We start from the raw sequence: 22,360 nt of genomic DNA, 5'->3' as shown, positions 1-22,360 counted from the left end.
CTTGTGGCATGATAGCGCCTTTGTGTGAACAACCAACAGGCGCTGCCATGACAACCCAACCTAACTGGTTTACTGAACTTTCTGATTCCGGCACGATTTTCGGGCTGGAATTAACCGATGCGGGCAAAATTCACGAAGAGCAAACCCCGTTCCAAAAGCTCGAAATCTACGATACTAAAACCTTCGGCAAGCTGATGACGCTGGATGGTTGCACGATGGTCACGACTCGCGACAACTTCGTTTACCATGAAATGATGGCGCATCCTGTCATGTTCAGCCACCCATCCCCGAAGCGTGTGTGCATTATCGGTGGTGGTGATTGCGGCACGTTGCGTGAAGTGTTGCGCCACCCCGAAGTTGAAGCTGCCATCCAAATTGACATCGACGAGCGTGTTACCCGCGTCAGCGAAATGTTTTTCCCCGAATTGTGTGAATCCAATAATGACCCGCGTGCGACACTGGCGTTTGAAGACGGCATTGCGTGGATCAATAATGCCGAACCGGGTTCGTTGGATGTGCTGATTGTGGATAGCACTGACCCGGTGGGGCCTGGCGCGGTGTTGTATAGCGAAGAGTTTTTCCGTGGCTGCTGGCGTGCACTGGGCGAAAATGGCTTGCTGGTACAGCAAAGCGAATCGCCGTTGGTTCACGCAGAAAAAATCATCAAGCCGATGCACGATACCATGCGTAAAGCGGGTTTCAGCGATACGAAATTGCATCAGTTCCAGTTAGTGAGCTATCCGACTGGCTGGTGGAGCTGCACGATTGCGGCGAAAGCGGGCAAGGTGGAATTTGCACGGCAAACGGCGGCGGAAGCGTTGGCGTTCCCAACCCGTTATTACAACGCGGGTGTGCATCAGGGCAGCGCGGCGTTACCACAGTTTATGAAGGAATTGTTGGGTTAAAACTTAATTCTCAGGACTGGAGGATTGGCTTGATGAGGGCATACTCGCATTAAGCCAACCTTCCAATACATCCAATGTAAGACTTGATCAATAGGCGGTGAAAATTAATGTTGACGCGAGAAAATGCAAAAACTTTAGTAAAAAACACCATCAAGAACAGCATTACAGAATTTGCCGCCAAGTCCCTCAAGAAAAAAGCAAAATTTCAGATTTTGGATCTCATCATCCCCAAAGAGCGCAAAATCCGCTCAATTGTTGGCGGACTTGAAACATCGTTAGGCACAACATTGTGGGAACCTTTAGCCAAAGCGTTAGCGCGGGAAAATGGTTTCACGGTCGTTGAATCAAACCTGCAAAGCCCTGCCAATATGCCTTCTAACCTGAACAACGCGCTTCAATCCATTATTGATGATCGTAAACGGGGCAATGGCTTGTACGATGCAAAAATCAGCCATGATGAAATCAAAAGAGTGTGCCAGCACTTCATTAACCGACCTATTGAAACTTTCGAGGCTCCCCCAAGAGGCAAGGGTGTTGACATCTGGTTATCTAAAGATGGGATTGACTACTTTTTTGATATTAAAACGGTTCAACCTAACTTGCCCACACTGACGGGTTGCATGGAGCAAGTATTGTACTGGTATGCCTATTTTTATTCCAAACATCCGACGGGTTCAGCCACTGCAAGAATTGTGTTTCCTTACAATCCAAATTCAGGAAAATCATTCTGGAAAGGCGTAATTGGTGGCGGTAGACCACTTGAGGCAGACAATGAGGCTTGGGTAGAAAATCAATTCTGGGATTTCTGTTCGGGTTTGGAAGATGCCTATGAAATCATTACAACATCCTTCACTGAGTTACGAGCATCGGGGGAACTGGAAAGCTCAATTGATTTACTTTTAAACACTTATGACTGATTCAGCACTATTTTCCCATTGATCAGCTTAAATCAACGCTTCTTACCTGTCTTATAGCCAAGTTCGCCCTATGTAACCTATAATAGTAACCATGTGTAAGGTTGTTGAAGGTTAATTATGTACTCTGTCGCACAAGTTGCCGATATGTTGGGTGTCTCAAAGGAAACGCTACGCCGCTGGGATAACAGCGGGAAGCTACCCTCTACGCGCAACCCTATGAATAATTACCGTTTTTACGACAAAGACCAATTGCGGCAATTCGAGGAGTTACGCTTCATTTTTGATGATTCCAAACGTCCGGTAATCACTCCAGACCACGCCTATAAAACCATTGAACTGTTCGCGGGTGCAGGTGGTTTGGCGATTGGGTTGGAAAAAGCAGGGCTAGATACCGTACTGCTGAATGAAATCGACAAAAATGCCTGCGATACCCTCAAAGCCAACCGCCCTCACTGGAACGTACAATGTGGCGATATTGGCAAGTTAGATTTCACGCCATACCATAACCAAATTGACGTAGTAACGGGTGGTTTCCCCTGCCAAGCGTTTAGTTATGCAGGCAAAAAAATGGGCTTTGAAGATGCCCGTGGCACACTGTTTTTCGAGTTTGCCCGCGCCATCAAAGAAACCAATCCCAAGCTATTCATGGCGGAAAATGTGCGCGGATTACTCAACCACGACGATGGTAAAACGCTGGAAAATATTCGTTCCGTCATCAACGAACTGGGCTACACACTGCTTGAACCGCACGTGATGAAAGCCATTTTCTATCGTGTCCCGCAAAAACGTGAACGTTTACTACTGGTTGGTATCCGCAATGATCTTGCCGGATTGGTAAAATTCCACTGGCCTCGCCCCTATCAAAAAATCTACACGCTCAAAGATGCCTTGAAAGCGGGCGAACTGTTTCCTTGCCATGTTCCAACCTCCGCTGGGCAAGGCTACCCTGCCAAAAAAGCCGCAGTAATGGCACAAGTTCCCCCCGGTGGTTACTGGCGTGATTTGCCGGAAGACGTGCAAAAAGCCTATATGATGCAAAGTTATTACCTCGGTGGCGGCAAAACCGGCATGGCGCGGCGGATGCATTGGGACGAACCTTGCCTAACCCTCACCTGCGCCCCCGCACAAAAACAGACTGAGCGTTGCCACCCCGAAGAAACCCGTCCGTTTACCGTGCGCGAATATGCCCGCATCCAAACCTTCCCAGATGATTGGCAATTCAAGGGCGCGTTGACTTCGCAATACAAGCAGATTGGCAATGCCGTGCCCAGCAATATGGCGTATGAACTGGGGCTGTCACTCGTGGATTTTCTGAATCGGCTATGTGGTGAGCATGATGTTCAGCCTGCGGGGATGCCCGTACAACAAAACCTCAGGTTTGGCTGATGCCCTAAGTGTGAATCCAAATGGCGAACTAAAAACGAACCACTGATTGCTAAAGGGAAACTATAATCATAAAATGCAAAAAAGTTTCCCGTGGAGTCAATCATGTACGAAGTCAGAGCGTCAACGGTGTTGCAGTGTTTGGAAGAGGCTGCGCACTACTACAACCATTCCGAAATTGCTGAAAAGCTGGGAGTTAACCCCAGCACCGTCGGACGCTGGCTAAAACATGAGACAGAGCCAAAACATGGCATTCTGTACGGCCTGCAACAGATGTTGATGCCGTTTGGCAAACCCGCTGACAGTGCCGATTTCACCTTCATCGACCTGTTTGCAGGGATTGGTGGTATCCGCAAAGCATTTGAATTACAAGGTGGGCGCTGTGTGTTTACCAGCGAGTGGGACTCCTACGCCCAACGTACCTACCACGCCAACTTTGCCGATGGGCAACCCATTGCCGGGGACATTACCACGATACCCGAAGCGAACATTCCGGCACATGACGTACTATTAGCCGGTTTTCCCTGCCAGCCGTTTTCGATTGCGGGAGTCTCGAAGAAAAATGCCCTTGGACGGGCGCACGGTTTTGAGGATGAAACTCAAGGCACGCTGTTTTTCGATGTGGCACGCATCATCAAAGCCAAACGCCCCGGTGCATTCTTGCTGGAAAACGTCAAGAATCTGCAATCCCATGACAAGGGCAATACGTTCCGTATCATCCTGCACACCTTGCGGGAAGAACTTGGCTATCAGGTTCACTGGACAACCATTGATGGGCAGCACTGGACACCCCAGCACCGTGAACGCACGGTCATTGTCGGCTTCCGCGAACCAACCGCATTTAGCTGGGATGCACTGCAACTGCCGGGCAAAGGACGCATCACGCTAGGTAACATCCTACACAAGACCGATGGTAGCGAACCTGTACTGGAACACGACGAAGGTCGCTATTTCGATCATGCCAACCGCAAGATTCATGACAAATACACCCTAACCAACAATCTTTGGAAATACCTGCAAGATTATTCTGACAAGCATAAGGCTAAGGGTAACGGCTTTGGTTTTGGGCTGGCGTATGCCAATAGCGTGACCCGTACCCTTTCCGCCCGTTATTACAAAGATGGCTCGGAAATACTGGTCTGGCAAGGCGAAGACAAAAACCCGCGCCGCCTCACCCCGCGAGAATGTGCGCGGCTGATGGGCTACCCGGACAGTTTCCGTATTCCGGTGTCGGATACACGGGCGTACAAACAGTTCGGCAACTCAGTGGTGATGCCTGTCTTCCGCGAAGTTGCCCGCGTGATGAAACCCTGGATAATGCAACAAACTTACAAACCCCTGATGGCTGATATGTGGATCAATCAGGATGACTCAACCCCTTTATTTGTAATGGAGACAGACTATGTTGTCAGTAGAAATGATTCCCGCACTTACGGATAAAACAGCGGCTGGTACACGCGCTTGGTGGGATGCCATGCTGGAACTGGGCATTTATATCCATCCTGAAGATGATCCGGCAGATCAGATAAATGCAACAACTGGACAGCGAGAATTAGATGATGCTGCCTGCGCCAAGGTAACGAGCATTTATGAGAATATGTTCAGCAACATTGGTGAAGCGGAAGCCTGCGCTATTGGTGTGGAGGCGTGGTATACCTATCAGGGGTATACGTGGGATACCAGCAAGGATGAGTGGGTTCGGCAACATTAATTCCCAGCCAGAACAACAAGCCTGAAGTGCTGATTCGCAAAGCCCTGTACAAGCGGGGCTTTTGTTAACCTATTCATGTGAAAAATTTATCGTGCAAGACGAAAATACCAGAACTGAAACATCTATGGAATCAATTAACTCGCTCTTACAGCTCATGGAATCACATGGAGCAATCCGTTTCTATGCGAAAAAGTTAGCGCCTAACGATAACTCAAAAAATCAGTTCTACCTTGGAGGTGGCTTTTCTGCCTTGCACACTATTCCTCATGGTTCCCTCTACGTGGACGATAGCAATATAGCTAAAGGCAAAACGTCACGCACAAAAGCCGATGTTACCTTCTATTGGGTCGATAAGAACGGACGTTATCTTGCCCCGAATGCTCAACTTATTCTGTATCCCGAATACCCGGAAGTACGCATGTCTGGGCTTCTAAAAGGTTGCCGTCATGCCCCCTCAAACGTGATCGCTTCCCGCGATGAAGGCAGGACATTGTTCCTTGGTATCACCCCAAACGGCGATGTATTGGGTTACGCTGCTACCCCGGATGACCCGTTGAGCAAGGAGCTTTATGCGCTTACCAGCAATAACGTCAACGTCAGCAGTGTTCTTATTGAGCTATTCCCACCTGATAAAAAGCAAAATACCCGCGTTCTGCTATTAGAAGCCTTGAAGGAAATTTGTGAGAAAAACTGGATAGATTCACAGAAACTGGGGAAAGATGGTGTGATCACACCTTACAGTGCCAGAAATGGCGGCGGCTATACGTTAGAGGCAGAATTGGGCATTTCCCCGAATGGTAACTCAGAACCAGACTACCTTGGATGGGAAATCAAACAGTATGGTGTCAACGATTTCCGCTCTTTTAAGCCCAAAAGCCCCGTAACACTGATGACACCCGAACCCACTGGTGGATTTTATTGTGATAACGGCGTACCTGATTTCCTGCGTCGCTTCGGCTATCCCGACAAAAGTGGCAAGGTTGACCGCATCAATTTTGGCGGCATTTATACAATCGGTCGCACCTACCACGCCGACACAGGCTTACGTTTGATCTTAGATGGTTACGATCAGCAATCGGGGAAAATCACCGATATGGCAGGCTGTATTGGTCTTGAAACCCAAGCTGGAGAAATAGCTGCATCGTGGAGCTTTACCGGTATGCTGGATCATTGGAACCGCAAACACGCGCAAGCCGCTTATATTCCGTCGCTATTTCGGACTCCTCCCCCCGAATATGCATTTGGTTGCCAAGTTTTGCTATGCGAAGAAACCGACTTCTTGCTGTTCCTGAAAGCGATAGCAAACGGAACCATTTCCTATGACCCCGCGATCAAGATGGAAAAAGCTTCATCCCCAAAACCTGTCACCAAGCGGCGTAGTCAGTTTCGGATTAAACACGACAACCTCATCAACCTTTATTACAAACATGAGACTGTCGATCTTTCATAGAAAAACTAAGCCTGTAACACGTCCCAATGAACCTCGACCTCACCCTTATCACCCGCGATATAAGCAGAGTCGCCGGTAATCGTTATCGACAAATCCATCGTGCGGCTCACCAACGCCGCCAGTGCTTCAATCTCTTCTGCTGGAAAGCGGTAAAACGCAGCATCCAACTGGCTAAACTTCTTCACATTTTGTGACCACCAGACATCCGACTTGCTGTTAAAGCTGTAAACACGCACCGCTCGCGCCCGATGAGTTGCCTTTTTAACCCGTTCTGGCGTGGGTTCGCCCAAATCAATCCACAGCGCGATTTGCTCATCCATCGTGCGTACCCAGATGGCGGGTTCTTCCACGTCTTCCAGCCCTTTGGTCAGCTCAATTCCTTCCTGAGCATTGAGGCAATACGCCAAAATACGCACCATCATGCGCTCCAGCGTTTCGGAGGGGTGCTGGGCAATGGTCAGATTCAGGGAATCGTAGTAATTGCGTTCCATATCCGATAACGAAATTCTGGCTTTGTAAATGGTTGGTTTGATTGCCACGGTGAACCTTGTCTGTTGTGTTGCTGGAAGAGTGCGTGCGCATACTAACAAAAACGCCCGCATCAGCGGGCGTTTTCACGATCACTCACCACCAAACAACTTACGTTGCTTGATAGTAAAGATTCTGCGGATGATTCGCCTGTGCGAAGAAGAACCAGCGTTCCGCCAGCAAACCCACGTACTGAATCAACGCCGCTGCCAACAAGACCACCGCAAACTGATTCGACCAACCAATCACCACCAGCGTCACCGGCACAATAAACGCCACAATCAAGAAAAACACCTTGATCCCTTGCATGAATTGCAGGCTTTTATGATGGAAAAACTCACGGGTATTGAACGAGCCGCCCATTGCCCCTTGTGAAATCTGGGTAATCTTCGGGTGACGTACCCCAATGGCGGTGCAAGCCGTGCTCTTATATTTGAGGCGAGCATTACGACGCAACGCAAACATACGGCTCACAAAGCCCAGCAAGGTAAACACCAACGCCCACAGCGCATACGCATCCACCAAGCTGCTACAGTAATGCGCACTCAACGCCGCCGCCAGCGAGAACCCCGAAGCCAAACCCAACAGCGTGTAGTTCACAATCGTCAACGGCGTAGCCCATTCCTGAATGAACTTAATCGCCGCGTAAATCATCCCCGTGCAAATATACAGCAAGAATGCCAGTACACCCGCCACCAGACCCACCAATAAGGTCAGTTTGACTTCCACCGTCCCCGTAGTAAACACGACCGGATCAATCCCCAAATAGTGTAGCGCACCCCAAACGAACGCCATGCCCGCAAACGCAGGCAACACAATCACTTCACGCGCCAACCACGACGTGCGCCACTTGGTCGCCGCTCGCCACGCCCGTTCGGGTCTTCCCAAATGGAAAAACGAGGCAAACAAACCCAAGCCCATTAACAACGTTACGATAACCGTGCCAGCAACGTACAACGCCTGCTGCGGCATGGCATCACCCACCACCCCAAACGTGTTGTAAACCTGACCCGTGTACAGCGCCAGAAACAAGCCCTGACCCGCACCAATCAATGTGGTCAAAAAAATGACCGAAAAAGCAGGATGCATAAATCCAATCTCCTTAGAACAGGAAGTCGTCCAACGATGGCAAGTCAGAGCTGACCGGCGCACGCTGTTCTTCTTTCTTCAACGGGTTATCAATACGGTTCAACGATTCCTCAGTCACCTGAGATTTCATCTTACGCCGAGGCAGGTAATGGTTCGCCGGGCGCGTCCCCCATTCCGGCATCAACTGATAACCGCCACGTTCATTAATCGCCACCGACACTGCCGACATCGGGTCATGCACATCACCAAACAAGCGTGCATTGGTCGGGCAAGCCAACACACACGCCGGTTTGCGACGATCTTCCCGCAAGGTCGTGTCGTAAATCCGGTCGACGCACAAGGTGCATTTCTTCATCACCTTCTGCTTTTCGTCGATTTCCCGCGCACCGTAAGGGCACGCCCACGAACAATACTTACAGCCGATGCACTTGTCGTAATCGACCAGCACAATGCCGTCTTCCTTGCGCTTGTAGCTGGCTCCTGTCGGGCAAACCGGCACGCACGGCGGGTCTTCGCAATGCAAACAGCTTTTCGGGAAATGCACCGTTTCGACGTTGGGGTATTCGCCCACTTCAAATTTCATCAATTTTTTTGATTAAGACTATTGACTAAATTTAATCAATGAATTATAAAATATGTATATTAATGATCACACATAAAAATGTAACATTAATATACCATGTATTTGACTTGTATAAATAGTCAGTCTCTTATGCAACAACCAAAAGCAGGGCTTGAAATGAATACTATTCGACATCTAATTCCATTAGCTACCATACTGTTCAGCGCGATGAATATTACATTGGCTGCTGATTTACCAGAAAAAGAAGCTCCCTTCACTCCTATTGGATTTACCTCTGTTTCGATAGGATCTGAAGTACCAGAAAAAGACAGCAACTTTGCACAACAAGTCGATAAGCTTAAGGATAATGCAAGAAAAGAAGGCAAAATTCCTGTAATTGTTAAATTAAAAATTTCCCATAAGCCAGAGGGCATGTTGAAGCCTGATAAAATCAAAGAACAGCGTGATAATATTAAAAAATCTGGCGATGAAGTGTCGAAAGAGATAAAAAAAGTAGATGCAAAAGCCAAAGTCACGAGTTTTAACTCATTACCTTATGTGGCTACTTTAGCGAATGAACAGATGATCAATGCGCTAGCGAATAATCCGAATGTAATATCTATTTTTGAAGATATCCCATTAAAAGGAGCACTAAGTGGAAGTGTACCATTAATAGGTGGAAACTTAGCCTATGAACAAGGATATTCAGGTGAAGGTCAAACTGTGGCGGTCATAGATACAGGAGTTCGTACAGATCATGTCTTTTTCAGTAACAAGATTGTTTCTGAGGCTTGCTTCTCAGGGTCTGGTGGGGGTACCTCACTTTGTCCTAACGGTGCGTCATCTTCATTTTCAGTTGGATCAGGTAACGATTGTCCTTTAACTATTGATGGATGTGGGCATGGGACTCATGTTGCAGGTATTGCAGTTGGTAATAGTGGTCAATTAAATGGTGTAGCAAAGGATAGTAATCTAATAGCCATTAAAACGGCTACACAGGTTTATGATAATAATGGCAACTCATTTATAACACATTATAATACAGATATAGCCAATGCTTTGCTGAGAGTTGATGACTTAAGAAATCAATTTGCAATCAGCTCTGTAAATATGAGTATTCAGAATACAGGACAGTTATATTCTGGAACATGTGACAATCTTAACAGCTTGGTGACAGATGCTATAAATCAATTGCGGTCACATGAAATTGCTACCGTCATTGCATCTGGTAATACATCATTAAAAAATGGGATGACTTTTCCAGCGTGTATCTCCAGTGCGATAAGTGTAGGAAATACAATATCAACTACTGCTCCGCTATATTATACCGCAGAGCCTGGAGTCCCGTATTATACAGATGATGTTGCTATTGATTCCAATATTGGTGCGGAAACAGATTTGCTAGCTCCTGGTTCTAGAATCATTTCTTCATATTCATCAAACTCAACCGCTACTGCTGATCTATCGGGAACTTCTCAGGCAGCTCCTCACGTAGCTGGAGCTTTTGCTATTTTAAGATCGAAAAATAATACACTTTCAGTTGATAGTATGTTAACCGCTCTTAAAAATTCAGGAACTAGCGTTTTTGATCAAAGAGCAGGTGGAATCTATACTATTTCTCGCATAGATGTTGGCAATGCTTTAACACTTATTTCTAACGGCAATACTACGTTCCAAGGTCTGACCCCGAACGGTACTACCACGGGAATACGCCCTACCTTTACTTGGACTCCGTTACCGGGGCAAACCGACTATTGGGTGATTGCGGACAACACCTCGCTTGACTGGCCGTATGTGGTTTATCAAACGATCTCAGCTACTGCGGCAAACTGTGCATCAGGTACTTGCAGTTATACCTCACCAGTTGATTTTGCTCCCGGTGCAGCCGTGTGGAAAGTGCAAGCACCTCAGTCCAGTGGCGCATGGCCCGAAACAAGCTTGCTGAACTTTACGGTTGATAGTGGTACGGGTGGCGGTACGTTCCAAGGTCTGACCCCGAACGGTACTACCACGGGAATACGCCCTACCTTCACTTGGACTCCGTTACCGGGGCAAACCGACTATTGGGTGATTGCGGACAACACCTCGCTTGACTGGCCGTATGTGGTTTATCAAACGATCTCAGCTACTGCGGCAAACTGTGCATCAGGTACTTGCAGTTATACCTCACCAGTTGATTTTGCTCCCGGTGCAGCCGTGTGGAAAGTGCAAGCACCTCAGTCCAGTGGCGCATGGCCCGAAACAAGCTTGCTGAACTTTACGGTTGATAGTGGTACGGGTGGCGGTACGTTCCAAGGTCTGACCCCGAACGGTACTACCACGGGAGTGCGCCCTACCTTCACTTGGACTCCGTTACCGGGGCAAACCGACTATTGGGTGATTGCGGACAATACCTCGCTTGACTGGCCGTATGTGGTTTATCAAACGATCTCAGCTACTGCGGCAAACTGTGCATCAGGTACTTGCAGTTATACCTCACCAGTTGATTTTGCTCCCGGTGCAGCCGTGTGGAAAGTGCAAGCACCTCAGTCCAGTGGCACATGGCCCGAAACAAGCTTGCTGAACTTTACAGTAAACTAGTTTTTGAGTCTTAGTTTATGCGTCCCGTTAACCTAGGTAACGGGACGTTGACTTTTAAAACGATAACGATGCGCTCATTCCAATCCATTCAACTTCTCAGCCAATGCCTGATCGATAGATTGTGTCTGGAAATTACCGCTAATATCTTTGTAGGTCAGAGAATCCCCTATACTGATCTTGCCATCATCATCATTATCAATGATGTTGGCATTGAAATAGTTTGCATCCAAAAATGCCCTTACTTTAGTGTCTAAATCCAATGCCTGATGACCAACCTCGCCCGGTGGGCTGGAAAGACCACCAGGGTCAAGATTTGGATCATTCAACTTCTCAGCCAATGCCTGATCGATAGATTGTGTCTGGAAATTACCGCTAATATCTTTGTAGGTCAGAGAATCCCCTATACTGATCTTGCCATCATCATCATTATCAATGATGTTGGCATTGAAATAGTTTGCATCCAAAAATGTCCTTACTTTAGTGTCTAAATCCAATGCCTGATGACCAACCTCGCCCGGTGGGCTGGAAAGACCACCAGGGTCAAGATTTGGATCATTCAACTTCTCAGCCAATGCTTGGCTAATGATGATGGTTTGTCTAGTACCTTGGGCATCCTGATAACCTAGGCTATCTCCGGCACTGATCTTGCCATCACCGTTTCTTTCATACAGTTCAGCATTACTTGAGTAATGAGTATCCAAGTAGCTGCGCTGTGCTGCATTAGGGGTAATCGTACCTTGAACACCGGGAATAACATAAGCACCAGGATCAGTTAAAGCATTGAGTTCATTAAGCGCGTCCGCTCGTGGCTGGTCAATGGTGACGTAGCGCAAGGCTTCTTCACCTGCTCCGTAATCCAGTCTGTCCCCCGCGCTGATCTTGCCGTCGCCGTTCACATCCTGAATAGTGGCAGCACTGGAATAAAAACTGGAGAGATAGCTTTTAAGCGCATAGCTACCATTAATGGTATTTACGGTAGGCGGCTCATTGGTAGCAGGCTGATCAGGCTTGCAATGACAGCCTGATGGTTTAGCATTATGGGTATTTTCTGTTCCCAGTTGTCCCATCAATTGGCTGATAATATTGGAAATCATCCGCATAAGTTGACTCCTATTAGCGGAATCACCCTGCATTGCAGCAGAACGGCTCTTACCTAACTTAGCATTGATTTCTTTGACTTGTTTTTTGTCAAGAATGTCATTAGCCCTGCTCTGTGAGCAGGCGTTTTGATTATTAATCATGAACATGATAATAAACTCCTTTTTACTGAAAAATTGTGACTTTTAGTGTACCAATTACAGTAAAATCCTGCCTGAAGCCGCCAACATAAAAGTTGTGAGCGGTCTTAAAGAAATGACTAACGGCAATTATGCGCACACAAAAACGCCCGCATCAGCGGGCGTTTTAATCTCTGCATATCAGACTACGATCACGTTGCCTGATAGTAAAGATTCTGCGGATGATTCGCCTGTGCGAAGAAGAACCAGCGTTCTGCCAGCAAGCCCACGTACTGAATCAAGGCCGCCGCCAGCAAGACCACCGCCAACTGATTCGACCAGCCAATCACCACCAGCGTCACCGGCACAATAAACACCATGATCAAGAAAAACACCTTGATCCCTTGCATGAATTGCAGGCTTTTATGATGGAAAAACTCACGGGTATTGAACGAGCCACCCATTGCCCCCTGTGAAATCTGGGTAATCTTCGGGTGACGTACCCCAATGGCGGTGCAAGCCGTGCTCTTATATTTGAGGCGAGCATTACGACGCAACGCAAACATACGGCTCACAAAGCCCAGCAAGGTAAACACCAACGCCCACAGCGCATACGCATCCACCAAGCTGCTACAGTAATGCGCACTCAACGCCGCCGCCAGCGAGAACCCCGAAGCCAAACCCAACAGCGTGTAGTTCACAATCGTCAACGGCGTAGCCCATTCCTGAATGAACTTAATCGCCGCGTAAATCATCCCCGTACAAATATACAGCAAGAATGCCAGTACACCCGCCACCAGACCCACCAATAAGGTAAGTTTGACTTCCACCGTCCCCGTAGTAAACACGACCGGATCAATCCCCAAATAGTGTAGCGCACCCCAAACGAACGCCATCCCCGCAAACGCAGGCAACACAATCACTTCACGCGCCAACCACGAAGTACGCCACATGGTCGCTGCTCGCCAAGCCCGCTCCGGTCTTCCCAAATGGAAAAACGAGGCAAACAAACCCAAGCCCATGAGCACCGTCACAATCACCGTGCCAGCAACGTATAACGCTTGCGGCGACATGGCATCACCCACCACCCCAAACGTGTTATAGACCTGACCCGTGTACAGCGCCAGAAACAAGCCCTGACCCGCACCAATCAATGTGGTCAAAAAAATGACCGAAAAAGCAGGATGCATAAATCCAATCTCCTTAGAACAGGAAGTCGTCCAACGATGGCAAGTCAGAGCTGACTGGCGCACGCTGTTCTTCTTTCTTCAACGGGTTATCAATACGGTTCAAGGATTCCTCAGTCACCTGAGACTTCATCTTACGCCGAGGCAGGTAATGGTTAGACGGGCGCGTCCCCCATTCCGGCATCAACTGATAACCGCCACGTTCATTAATTGCCACCGATACTTCCGACATCGGGTCATGCACATCACCAAACAGCCGCGCACTGGTTGGGCAAGCCAACACACACGCCGGTTTGCGACGGTCTTCGCGCAAGGTCGTGTCGTAAATGCGGTCGACGCACAAGGTGCATTTCTTCATCACCTTCTGCTTTTCGTCGATTTCACGCGCACCGTAAGGGCACGCCCATGAGCAATACTTACAGCCAATGCACTTGTCGTAATCGACCAACACAATGCCGTCTTCCTTGCGCTTGTAGCTTGCACCCGTCGGGCAAACCGGCACGCACGGTGGATCTTCGCAATGCAAACAGCTTTTCGGGAAATGCACCGTTTCGACGTTGGGGTATTCGCCCACTTCAAAAGTTTGCACGCGGTTGAAGAACGTTCCCGTCGGGTCTTTGCCATACGGGTTTTTGTCCACCATGCCACCGCCGCCTTCGCTGGAGGTGTTCCATTCTTTGCACGAGGTGACGCAGGCGCTACAGCCGACGCACACATTCAGGTCAATTACCAAAGCCAACTGGGTCATCTTACTTACCCCCTTTGAACATGTTCTTGAATTTGCCAGAACCACCCACGAAGGTCAGCCACTTGCCCACAGGCTTCGCCATGCCGGGGTAACGCGGCTGAGTCGGGAATTGCGGGAAGGTCGAGCCTTGCTCTTTCTTGTCCGCTTTGTAGACTTTGACGCGCACATCGAACCATGCTGCCTGCCCGGTAATCGGGTCGGAATTGGAAAGGTGTTCGCCTTCCGCCTGATTGGGTAGCTCTTCGCCGATAATGTGATTCAGCAAGAAACCACGGGTGCATTCGTTGGCATCTTTTTCCAGACCCCACGCACCAGAGGCTTTACCAATTGCGTTCCAAGTCCACACCGTGTTTGGCTCGACCGATTGCGAGTAACGCGCTTCGCAACGCACGCGCCCGTGGGTGGATTCCACCCAAATCCAATCGCCGTCTTCAAAACCGTACTTTTCGCCGACGCTGGGGTGCATGTGCAAATAGTTGTGCGCGTGAATCTGGCGCAACCACGCATTCTGCGAATCCCACGAGTGATACATCGCCATCGGACGCTGGGTCAACGCACTCAGCGGGAAATCCTGCTTATTGATCATCTCGTTTTCGAGCGGCTCATGGTAGAACGGCAGCGCATCGAAGAAACGTTCCACCCGTTTACGCAAACGTTCCGGCGGCTGCTTGCCGTGCGAAATGCCTTGCGCAGCGCGGCGGAATTTGTGCAACACCTCAGAATACAGGTGAATATTGATCGGCTCGGCGTGACGTATCATGCCGTTGTCTTTCGCCCATTGCAGGTAGCCCGCGTTCCAGTTACGCATGTACTGGTACGACTTCGGCATCACGGTATGGTGCATACAATTGTTCTTAGCGTACTGTTCCCACTGGTTCGGGTTGGGTTCACCGCGCATGGTTTTTTGCCCATTCTGCCCACGCCAGCCGCTCAAGAAACCAATGCCAGACCCCGGTGCGGTTTCAAAATTGACAATGAAATCGGGGTAGTCACGGAATTTACGCTTGCCGTCTTTATCGGTGAACGCGGGAAAACCTAAGCGTGAACCCAGCTCAATCAACACTTCTTGGAACGGTTTGCACTGCCCGGTTGGCGGCAGGATCGGAATCCGCACCGAATCCACCGGGCCGTCGTATTCAGAAATCGGACGATCCAACATCGACATGACATCGTAGCGTTCCAGATACGTAGTATCCGGCAGGATCAAATCGGCAAACGCGGTCATTTCCGAATGGAACGCATCGCACACCACGAGAAACGGGATTTTATACTCGCCGTTCTCATCCTTGTCCTTGAGCATATCGCGGACTTCGGTAGTGTTCATCGAGGAATTCCACGCCATGTTCGCCATGAAAATCAGCAAGGTATCGAGCTTGTATGGGTCGCCGCGCCATGCGTTGGTAATGACGTTGTGCATCAAACCGTGTACCGACAGCGGGTATTCCCACGAGAAACCCTTGTCGATCCGCACCGGCTCGCCCTTGTCATCGACGAACAAATCATCCGGGTCAGCAGGCCAGCCCAACGGCATTCCATCCAGCGGGGTATTCGGTTTGACCGCATCCGGCGATGTGCCTGTTTTCGGGCAAGGCGGAATCGGGCGCGGGTACGGTGCTTTGTGGCGGAAACCACCGGGGCGGTCAATCGTCCCCAGCAACGACATCAGAATGCTTAACGCCCGAATGCTTTGGAAACCGTTGGAATGCGCTGCCAAGCCGCGCATCGCATGGAACGCCACCGGATTGCCGGTAACGTGATCATGCTCATTGCCCCACACGTCTGTCCACGCAATCGGCAATTCGATTTTCTGGTCACGCGCCGTGATGCCCATCTCGTGCGCCAAGCGCTTGATGGTTTTCGCCGGAATGCCGGTAATGTCTTCTGCCCATTCCGCCGTGTACGATTCGACACGCTCACGCAGCAATTGGAACGCGGGTTTAACCGGCGTGCCATCTTTGAGCTTGAATTCGCCAATGAGGAACGGGTCAGCGCCCGGCGTGTGTGTCGAAATCGGCTTATTGAGGTCTTTATCCCACCACAGCTTGTTTTGCGGGTCAAAACAGCCTTCTTCCAACGGCACTTCAAAGCGCAGGAACATGCCGTATTCGCGGTTTTTCGGGTCAAGGTTGACCAGTTCCGGGCCGTTGGTGTAATTCACCACAAAGTCGCGGTCGTATAAACCTTGCTCGATAATTTCGCGCGTAATCGCCAACAGCAATGCGCCATCCGTGCCGGGGCGGATCGGAATCCACTCATCCGCCACCGCTGCATAGCCCGTGCGCACCGGGTTGATCGCAATCATGCGCCCGCCGTTGCGTTTGAACTCTGCCAGCTCAATTTTCAGCGGGTTGGAATGGTGGTCTTCCGCCGTACCGATCATCACGAACAATTTGGCGTGGTGCAGGTCGGGACCGCCAAATTCCCAGAACGAACCGCCGATGGTGTAGATCATGCCTGCCGCCATATTGACGGAGCAGAAACCACCGTGTGCCGCGTAGTTCGGCGTACCGAATTGCTTGGCGAACAAGCCGGTGAGGGCTTGCATCTGGTCACGTCCGGTGAATAGCCCGAACTTTTTCGGGTCAGTGGCGCGGATGTGGCGCAGGCGGGTTTCGAGGGTGTCGAAGGCTTCTTCCCACGTAATCGCTTCAAATTGCCCTTCGCCACGGGTCGCGTTGGCCTTGCGACGCAACGGCATGGTCAGGCGGGCAGGCGAATACTGCTTCATAATGCCGGATGAACCCTTGGCACAAATTACGCCCTTATTGAGCGGATGGTCAGGGTTGCCTTCAATGTATTTCACCTCACCGTTTTTGAGGTGGACATTGATGCCGCAGCGGCAGGCACACATGTAGCAGGTGGTGCTTTTGATTTCGGTTGCTTGATTTGTTTGGGTAGTCATATCAGTAGGTAACTAAATAAGGAATTACTGAAATACAGCATTACACGGATAGTGCTTGAGATAGGTCAAGGAATCAATAATAAAAATTATCTATATCAATAGATTTTCTCTATGAAAAGATAACGCCACCCACAAGGGATAGTTGTGCTTTAATCCTAACTATCACAGAGGAGATAACACCATGCACAGAATACGCAACGCAGGGCATTTTTTGGAAAAAGTGGGGGATCTAGCGGTAGAGGTTTTCCACGTGCTGGGTTTGTTTGTGATCGGTGGCACGATTGTGTGGTCGGCTGCCCATGCCTATGTGGATATTATTATGCGTAAGCCCTACGCGAGTCTGGATGACATCCTGCTGCTGTTCATCTATCTGGAATTGGGGGCAATGGTCGGCATCTTCTTCCGCACCCATCGGCTGCCGGTCATTTTTCTGCTGTTCATCTCCATGACCGCGCTGACGCGCTATTTGGCGATTGACCTGAAAGATTTCGACAATATAAAAATCATCACGATTGTGGCGGCAATCCTATTACTGTCAATCGCGGCGTTTATCCTGCGCTACAGCGAAAGCAAGGTATCCCCCACGGAAGAGCTAGGGCTGAAACGCCAGAATTTGAGTGACACCAGCGGGACGAAGATTTCGTGATACCCTCCGTTTTTGCGGCTGACTGTAGGTCGGGCTTCAGCCCGACAATCTCCCTCAACAAACCTAGGGAATGTCGGACTAAAGTCCGACTACTGGGCTTAACTTAATCGCAGTGCTGCATAGCGAAGCCCTAAAGCAAATGATCTGTCGGGACGGGATTTGGCAGCTAACATGAGAGTTTAATGTAGCATTATGAATGGCTTTTCAAATGCACCCAAAGACTCAATTTTTGCCAAACTATCCTCTGCACTTTTTCTAGATTCAAAAGGGCCAACAATAACTTTATAGAGCTTATCCATGTCAGGTAAATCTGCTCTTTGAGCTTCGATATACGTTGCATTTTTAAATTGATTATTTATTAAAGTTTGTTGTACCTCAACTGCCCCATCTAAACTTTTAGATGCCATAACCTGCACATAATACTGCAAATCCGAATCACTGTGATAAATATTAGTAAAGCTACCTGCCAAACTACTTAAATTTACCCTTGATTGATTTGTAACCATCTTTATGGCAACAACCTCATTATTTAAGTCATAAGGTCTATAAAAAACTCCATTGGTTGGTTCTAACATTTCCCATCCATTAGCAACTACATTTACTGTAATTTTACCTCCAGGTTCAACAGTTGGGTTAGGAAAGTAAAGAATACCATCGTTGCTTTCTCTTATTTGTGTGGCAGTTTTTTTGTCATTCCATTGTAACCCCGTTACTTTCACCTCAATCAAATTTGAAAGAAATTTTTCATTTCCAGTTTCTCCCATTCCAATAATCTTTACTTTCAACGAATCATCTGATAAAGACTTGATTGGGAAAAAACAAACGAATAAAAAACTTAATTTTAAAAAAACATTCAATTGATTCATATTGATTAATTCCTTGATTTCTTAAGATTAACAATGTTTGTATCCATAGTTCCCCATAGCGTGAAATTATCAGAATCAACTAATCTACCATCTAGTGCGGATGCGGTATAGCGTACTGTGTTATTTCTTATACCCTCTACATCTTTAATTGTAAAACTAGACCCACATTCTACAGTTACTGTTGGTTTTGGAGATTGATGATTTTCTATACTAATTTTTACCAAAAAATTACGATGAGCACATACTTGCTCATCAATTTTCCCTTGCAAATCAATTTTTTCAATTAAACCATTGCCATTAAGTTGAGATGATTGTTTTGGGTTGTAAAAACTTGATGTAGAATATGGAACCCCATTATTTACCGTCAAATCTCTTCCAGCCTGATAATTTCCAGCACCAGACTGCTGCATATTTTCGTTGCCGTTAGCGACTTGAGATTGAGATGCTGGGTCTTTTTCTTTTTTATCTTCTTCTCCATCGGAAATTGATATTAAATCTTTTACCGCAGAAACTGCCATACTGACAATCTCCATAGACTCAACAGGATGTGATGCCACCCATGCCAACATCCCCCCCCCAAAAACAAAAGTCATAATGCGTCCAAAACTCATAGATTTATCTCACTATTTTGGTTTATCGTTCATGTAAAAAATTGCATAAATTAATTGCTATCTGAGTAACTTTGATAATTAATCTTTACTATAGCTTGTTAACTACCGACAGCGTTTATGTCCACGAACCTTAGTACCATTCTTACGGGTATAACCTTCAACCCAATGACAGTTACCATCAGAAGACTTTGCTGGAATAGGTGCATAATCTCTTCTTGGATCAGGTTCACAAGCATCTCCGTCCCCATCTGCATCAAGGTATCTATGACCAGCTTCCATAAGTACCTGAGCCTGTGAGTCAGTTAGGTCAGCACAACGATATTGATGAAACGAACTATCAGATGCGACCTTATGAGTAGAACCACTATGCGCAGATGATGAATTGGATATGTGGGGTATCGTTACACTTGTAGGAGTAGTAACGACAGGAACAGGTTTAGCAGCAGTACCAGTCGCCGCCAGTGTAGCTGAAGCTATATCAGAAACCACTGGATTAGAGTTGCAGCCAACCAACCCTAGTGCAAAGCACAAAGATACAATTCGGATGTTCATGTTGTTTAAGCCCGTTGAGTAGAGAGTAGGGAACCTCTAAAAACCCACTGATACCCACACAAATGTGAGAAAATGCTCATCTGAGCCACCGCCCCGTTACTAGCCATGCCCAAGAAAAGTGCCATCAAAACCAGTCTGTTTGCCGCCGAAGAGCGTGAACAGAAACTCGACCGCAAGGGCGACCTGCTGTCCACGCTGAACCAGCACGTCAACTTTGTCGCCTTGGCAGCAGAAATCGACCACATCGCCCCACGCCCAAGTGACAAGCGAGGAGGCCGTCCACCCTACCCAACGGAACTGATGGTACGGGTCTTGGTGTTGCAACACCTGTACAACCTGTCGGACGAGGCATTGGAATACCAATTGCTTGACCGGCTGTCGTTCCAACGGTTTTGTGGCCTGCGTCATTCCAGCACGATCCCGGATGCCAATACCTTGTGGGTATTCCGTGAACGGATCAGCGCGGCAGGTGGTGCGGATGCCCTGTTTGATGCCGTCCAACGGCAATTACAACAACACGGTTTTATTGCCCGTGGTGGTCAAATCGTCGATGCCACGCTGGTGGAAGCCCCTAAACAACATTTCCACAAAGAAGAAAAAGCGCTGTTGGAACAAGCGGCAACACCCGCTGGCTGGACACCTGCCCAACGTCGCCAAAAGGATACGGAAGCAAGCTGGACGAAAAAACACGGCAAAAGCTACCACGGCTACAAACTCAGTATCAGTGCCGATCGGAAATACAAACTCATCCGCAAACGCCACATCAGCACCGCCAAAGAGCATGACACCAACCATTTTGAAGCGGTGCTTGACCGAGCCAACACCAGCCGTGACGTATGGGCGGACAAAGGTTATGAAGACCAATCCCGTGAACAACGCCTCAACCAAGGTAGCTGGCGGTTACACATCCAGCACAAAGCCAAGAAAGGCAAGCCGCAATCCGACTGCCAGAAACGCCGCAACACCCGCATCGCCAGACCCCGCGCACGGGTTGAGCATGTGTTTGGGTCAATCTGTGCGATGGGTGGCAAAGCCATCCGCAGCATTGGGTTGGCACGGGCAGTATTCGGCCTCAGCATCAAAGCAACCGTGTATAACCTGCGTCGGCTCTGTTCGCTCAGAGAGGGCGGAGTTGTGCCCATTTGATGGAGAAATTCCCGAAAAAACAGCAAAAATGCGGAAAAACAACCTGATTGTGGCTTGGTGTGCTAAAAATTGAGATGGGTTGGTGTTTTTTTAACAAAATGTCGATAGACCAACGCTAACCGTTGCAATACGCCGGGTTTTTAGAGGTTCCCAGTAATAGTTGCAAGAACATAAAACCCCATATATGGGGCTGGGCAATAGTTACCCGTACTTACGCACTGAACTTTACCTGAAGCAAAGCTTAATTTCCACACATCAATAGAAATTATTTTACCTAAATAAAATGATACTTTTGCCAAGCGCCACTAGACAAACACATCAACAACGTAGATCAAGCGTAAGCAAATTTGCTACTAGTCTTAAGGTTTACTGTCACGGTATAACCCTCATGACTGAGCCACCCCCTTCCCCAACGCCATGCTCCACGTTGTTTGGTGAAACCTTCACGACCTTGACCGAAATCATCACGGACTTGGGTTTCGACGGCGTGCTGTACTCGTTCTACCCCAAGCCCATGTATTTGAGTAATTACGTTGGTGGGTGTTCGCCCAAGCTGTACAAGGCGCGACGCAAGTTAAGCAAAGGTGGACGATTCAAACGCAAAATTTCTACTGTTGCCCGCCCAATTGGGGTCAAGCCGATGACCAAAAGAAAATCTTTGCTCCAACAAAAGTGTTCATTCCAGTCGTGTTGGCGCGGGTTATACAAGGCCACTTGTCGCTGTGTTACCGGGTCAGTGGCATCCAGCCTGTTCGCTTTGTAACTATTACAACCGGAACAAGCCAACGCCAGATTATCCATCTCAGTTGCTCCACCCCAACTGACAGGGTGGATATGGTCGATAGCGAAAGACTGGGTAGCGAATCTGGCTTGGCTCAGGCAATATTCACAAGAACCCTTCGCCCGCTCCGCGACCGCAAGCCGCAATATTTTAGAAATGTACTCAGACATAATCGGGCTGCCGTATACCCAAATCTTGCATGAGCTTATCCAGCGATACCTGACGCAGTTGTGCCAAAGTCACGAGATGCTGCACACGTTCAGCATCAAATTTTTCAATCTGTTCAATGACTTGAAGTAGTTCAGCATATTCATCTGCGCTTAGCGTATTTGCCCGCTGTTTCTGTGCCAGCAGGTCATAATGGCTTTGCAAGGTGGCGGGAACAGGGCGGTTGATCAGTTGTAACAACTTGCTTTCCTGTTCATTCAGGCTGTTGGCTTTGCGTCTGGCACACAGCGCCAGTACCCGTGCAACAAACTGCTCAAGTTCTTCGGTCGGCAGGCTTTCCACTCCATGTAATAGGTCTTCGGTGGAAACCTGCGAGGTGATTTGTATGGTAGACATGGGTGTTTACCTGTT

Annotated in this window: 20 protein-coding genes; 9 read left to right on the top strand and 11 right to left on the bottom strand. The window is 48.5% G+C overall.

Going from position 1 to position 22,360, the window contains the following annotated elements:
- Positions 1-47: 47 nt before the first annotated feature.
- From speE to L2Y54_RS04145, 6 genes are all read left to right on the top strand, one after another.
- Positions 48-905 carry a polyamine aminopropyltransferase gene (speE, locus tag L2Y54_RS04175; RefSeq protein ID WP_236500021.1) on the top strand — a complete coding sequence of 286 codons (858 nt, stop codon included), beginning with the start codon at positions 48-50 and terminating at the stop codon, positions 903-905.
- A 107-nt stretch (positions 906-1,012) separates the two neighbouring features.
- Positions 1,013-1,822, top strand: a complete 810-nt coding sequence (locus L2Y54_RS04170) for a TdeIII family type II restriction endonuclease (RefSeq protein ID WP_236500019.1) — start codon at positions 1,013-1,015, stop codon at positions 1,820-1,822.
- 117 nt (positions 1,823-1,939) lie between these two features.
- Complete coding sequence (gene dcm, locus L2Y54_RS04165) at positions 1,940-3,208, top strand: DNA (cytosine-5-)-methyltransferase (protein WP_236500017.1); 1,269 nt, start codon at positions 1,940-1,942, stop codon at positions 3,206-3,208.
- Positions 3,209-3,310: 102 nt separating this feature from the next.
- Positions 3,311-4,645 carry a DNA (cytosine-5-)-methyltransferase gene (gene dcm, locus L2Y54_RS04155; RefSeq protein WP_311196221.1) on the top strand — a complete coding sequence of 445 codons (1,335 nt, stop codon included), beginning with the start codon at positions 3,311-3,313 and terminating at the stop codon, positions 4,643-4,645.
- Positions 4,608-4,916, top strand: coding sequence for a hypothetical protein (locus tag L2Y54_RS04150; RefSeq protein WP_236500015.1), 309 nt, complete (start codon positions 4,608-4,610; stop codon positions 4,914-4,916). The genes dcm (L2Y54_RS04155) and L2Y54_RS04150 overlap by 38 nt, the downstream gene beginning before the upstream one ends.
- A 124-nt stretch (positions 4,917-5,040) precedes the next feature.
- The gene (locus L2Y54_RS04145; protein ID WP_236500013.1) at positions 5,041-6,366 is read left to right on the top strand and encodes an MvaI/BcnI family restriction endonuclease; all 1,326 of its coding nucleotides are present in this window, start codon (positions 5,041-5,043) and stop codon (positions 6,364-6,366) included.
- Between the two features lie 5 nt (positions 6,367-6,371).
- On the opposite strand, the gene L2Y54_RS04140 is transcribed toward L2Y54_RS04145, so the two are convergent.
- From L2Y54_RS04140 to L2Y54_RS04130, 3 genes are all read right to left on the bottom strand, one after another.
- Positions 6,372-6,905 carry a YaeQ family protein gene (locus L2Y54_RS04140; protein WP_236500011.1) on the bottom strand — a complete coding sequence of 178 codons (534 nt, stop codon included), beginning with the start codon at positions 6,903-6,905 and terminating at the stop codon, positions 6,372-6,374.
- A 100-nt stretch (positions 6,906-7,005) separates the two neighbouring features.
- Positions 7,006-7,983, bottom strand: coding sequence for a dimethyl sulfoxide reductase anchor subunit family protein (locus L2Y54_RS04135; protein WP_236500009.1), 978 nt, complete (start codon positions 7,981-7,983; stop codon positions 7,006-7,008).
- Positions 7,984-7,996: 13 nt separating this feature from the next.
- Positions 7,997-8,566 carry a 4Fe-4S dicluster domain-containing protein gene (locus L2Y54_RS04130; RefSeq protein ID WP_311196220.1) on the bottom strand — a complete coding sequence of 190 codons (570 nt, stop codon included), beginning with the start codon at positions 8,564-8,566 and terminating at the stop codon, positions 7,997-7,999.
- 129 nt (positions 8,567-8,695) lie between these two features.
- Here L2Y54_RS04130 and L2Y54_RS04125 point away from each other — a divergent pair, with 129 nt between their 5' ends.
- Complete coding sequence (locus L2Y54_RS04125; protein ID WP_236500007.1) at positions 8,696-11,125, top strand: S8 family serine peptidase; 2,430 nt, start codon at positions 8,696-8,698, stop codon at positions 11,123-11,125.
- A gap of 74 nt (positions 11,126-11,199) precedes the next feature.
- Here L2Y54_RS04125 and L2Y54_RS04120 read toward each other — a convergent pair whose 3' ends face one another.
- The 4 genes from L2Y54_RS04120 to L2Y54_RS04105 form a co-directional block, all read right to left on the bottom strand.
- Positions 11,200-12,372 (bottom strand): hypothetical protein, encoded by a 1,173-nt coding sequence (locus L2Y54_RS04120; protein ID WP_236500006.1) that lies wholly within the window; start codon positions 12,370-12,372, stop codon positions 11,200-11,202.
- A gap of 182 nt (positions 12,373-12,554) precedes the next feature.
- Positions 12,555-13,532, bottom strand: a complete 978-nt coding sequence (locus L2Y54_RS04115) for a dimethyl sulfoxide reductase anchor subunit family protein (RefSeq protein WP_236500004.1) — start codon at positions 13,530-13,532, stop codon at positions 12,555-12,557.
- Positions 13,533-13,545: 13 nt separating this feature from the next.
- The gene (locus L2Y54_RS04110) at positions 13,546-14,277 is read right to left on the bottom strand and encodes a 4Fe-4S dicluster domain-containing protein (RefSeq protein ID WP_236500002.1); all 732 of its coding nucleotides are present in this window, start codon (positions 14,275-14,277) and stop codon (positions 13,546-13,548) included.
- A 1-nt stretch (position 14,278) separates the two neighbouring features.
- Positions 14,279-17,179, bottom strand: a complete 2,901-nt coding sequence (locus L2Y54_RS04105; RefSeq protein ID WP_236500000.1) for a molybdopterin oxidoreductase family protein — start codon at positions 17,177-17,179, stop codon at positions 14,279-14,281.
- A gap of 181 nt (positions 17,180-17,360) precedes the next feature.
- Here L2Y54_RS04105 and L2Y54_RS04100 point away from each other — a divergent pair, with 181 nt between their 5' ends.
- Positions 17,361-17,825, top strand: coding sequence for a phosphate-starvation-inducible protein PsiE (locus L2Y54_RS04100; RefSeq protein WP_236499998.1), 465 nt, complete (start codon positions 17,361-17,363; stop codon positions 17,823-17,825).
- A gap of 179 nt (positions 17,826-18,004) precedes the next feature.
- On the opposite strand, the gene L2Y54_RS04095 is transcribed toward L2Y54_RS04100, so the two are convergent.
- Both L2Y54_RS04095 and L2Y54_RS04090 read right to left on the bottom strand, forming a co-directional pair.
- Positions 18,005-18,691, bottom strand: a complete 687-nt coding sequence (locus L2Y54_RS04095) for an SPOR domain-containing protein (RefSeq protein ID WP_236499995.1) — start codon at positions 18,689-18,691, stop codon at positions 18,005-18,007.
- Between the two features lie 5 nt (positions 18,692-18,696).
- On the bottom strand, positions 18,697-19,302 hold the full coding sequence (locus tag L2Y54_RS04090; protein ID WP_236499994.1) for a hypothetical protein: 606 nt from the start codon (positions 19,300-19,302) through the stop codon (positions 18,697-18,699).
- A 657-nt stretch (positions 19,303-19,959) separates the two neighbouring features.
- On the opposite strand from L2Y54_RS04090, the gene L2Y54_RS04085 reads away from it, so the two are divergent.
- Positions 19,960-21,000, top strand: coding sequence for an IS5 family transposase (locus L2Y54_RS04085; RefSeq protein WP_236497348.1), 1,041 nt, complete (start codon positions 19,960-19,962; stop codon positions 20,998-21,000).
- Between the two features lie 528 nt (positions 21,001-21,528).
- Here the strand turns inward: L2Y54_RS04085 and L2Y54_RS04080 are convergent.
- Positions 21,529-21,951, bottom strand: coding sequence for an HNH endonuclease (locus L2Y54_RS04080; RefSeq protein WP_236499992.1), 423 nt, complete (start codon positions 21,949-21,951; stop codon positions 21,529-21,531).
- The gene (locus L2Y54_RS04075; protein ID WP_236499990.1) at positions 21,944-22,345 is read right to left on the bottom strand and encodes a hypothetical protein; all 402 of its coding nucleotides are present in this window, start codon (positions 22,343-22,345) and stop codon (positions 21,944-21,946) included. Before L2Y54_RS04075 ends, L2Y54_RS04080 begins: the two co-directional genes overlap by 8 nt.
- Positions 22,346-22,360: the final 15 nt, after the last annotated feature.

Origin of the sequence: Thiothrix winogradskyi (genome assembly GCF_021650935.1) — a bacterium.
In the GTDB taxonomy this organism is placed as follows: domain Bacteria; phylum Pseudomonadota; class Gammaproteobacteria; order Thiotrichales; family Thiotrichaceae; genus Thiothrix; species Thiothrix winogradskyi.
Note: the sequence above shows the minus strand (reverse complement) of the source record. Positions and strands in the feature narration are given on the sequence as shown.

Coding starts and splice junctions, on each gene's coding strand:
- L2Y54_RS04145 (WP_236500013.1), top strand. CDS start 5,041: ATGGAATCAATTAACTCGCTCTTACAGCTCATGGAATCACATGGAGCA.
- L2Y54_RS04100 (WP_236499998.1), top strand. CDS start 17,361: ATGCACAGAATACGCAACGCAGGGCATTTTTTGGAAAAAGTGGGGGAT.
- dcm (WP_311196221.1), top strand. CDS start 3,311: ATGTACGAAGTCAGAGCGTCAACGGTGTTGCAGTGTTTGGAAGAGGCT.
- L2Y54_RS04085 (WP_236497348.1), top strand. CDS start 19,960: ATGCCCAAGAAAAGTGCCATCAAAACCAGTCTGTTTGCCGCCGAAGAG.
- speE (WP_236500021.1), top strand. CDS start 48: ATGACAACCCAACCTAACTGGTTTACTGAACTTTCTGATTCCGGCACG.
- L2Y54_RS04080 (WP_236499992.1), bottom strand. CDS start 21,951: ATGTCTGAGTACATTTCTAAAATATTGCGGCTTGCGGTCGCGGAGCGG.
- L2Y54_RS04105 (WP_236500000.1), bottom strand. CDS start 17,179: ATGACTACCCAAACAAATCAAGCAACCGAAATCAAAAGCACCACCTGC.
- L2Y54_RS04095 (WP_236499995.1), bottom strand. CDS start 18,691: ATGAATCAATTGAATGTTTTTTTAAAATTAAGTTTTTTATTCGTTTGT.
- L2Y54_RS04075 (WP_236499990.1), bottom strand. CDS start 22,345: ATGTCTACCATACAAATCACCTCGCAGGTTTCCACCGAAGACCTATTA.
- L2Y54_RS04120 (WP_236500006.1), bottom strand. CDS start 12,372: ATGTTCATGATTAATAATCAAAACGCCTGCTCACAGAGCAGGGCTAAT.
- L2Y54_RS04090 (WP_236499994.1), bottom strand. CDS start 19,302: ATGAGTTTTGGACGCATTATGACTTTTGTTTTTGGGGGGGGGATGTTG.
- L2Y54_RS04115 (WP_236500004.1), bottom strand. CDS start 13,532: ATGCATCCTGCTTTTTCGGTCATTTTTTTGACCACATTGATTGGTGCG.
- L2Y54_RS04170 (WP_236500019.1), top strand. CDS start 1,013: ATGTTGACGCGAGAAAATGCAAAAACTTTAGTAAAAAACACCATCAAG.
- L2Y54_RS04125 (WP_236500007.1), top strand. CDS start 8,696: ATGCAACAACCAAAAGCAGGGCTTGAAATGAATACTATTCGACATCTA.
- L2Y54_RS04135 (WP_236500009.1), bottom strand. CDS start 7,983: ATGCATCCTGCTTTTTCGGTCATTTTTTTGACCACATTGATTGGTGCG.
- dcm (WP_236500017.1), top strand. CDS start 1,940: ATGTACTCTGTCGCACAAGTTGCCGATATGTTGGGTGTCTCAAAGGAA.
- L2Y54_RS04110 (WP_236500002.1), bottom strand. CDS start 14,277: ATGACCCAGTTGGCTTTGGTAATTGACCTGAATGTGTGCGTCGGCTGT.
- L2Y54_RS04130 (WP_311196220.1), bottom strand. CDS start 8,566: ATGAAATTTGAAGTGGGCGAATACCCCAACGTCGAAACGGTGCATTTC.
- L2Y54_RS04150 (WP_236500015.1), top strand. CDS start 4,608: ATGTTGTCAGTAGAAATGATTCCCGCACTTACGGATAAAACAGCGGCT.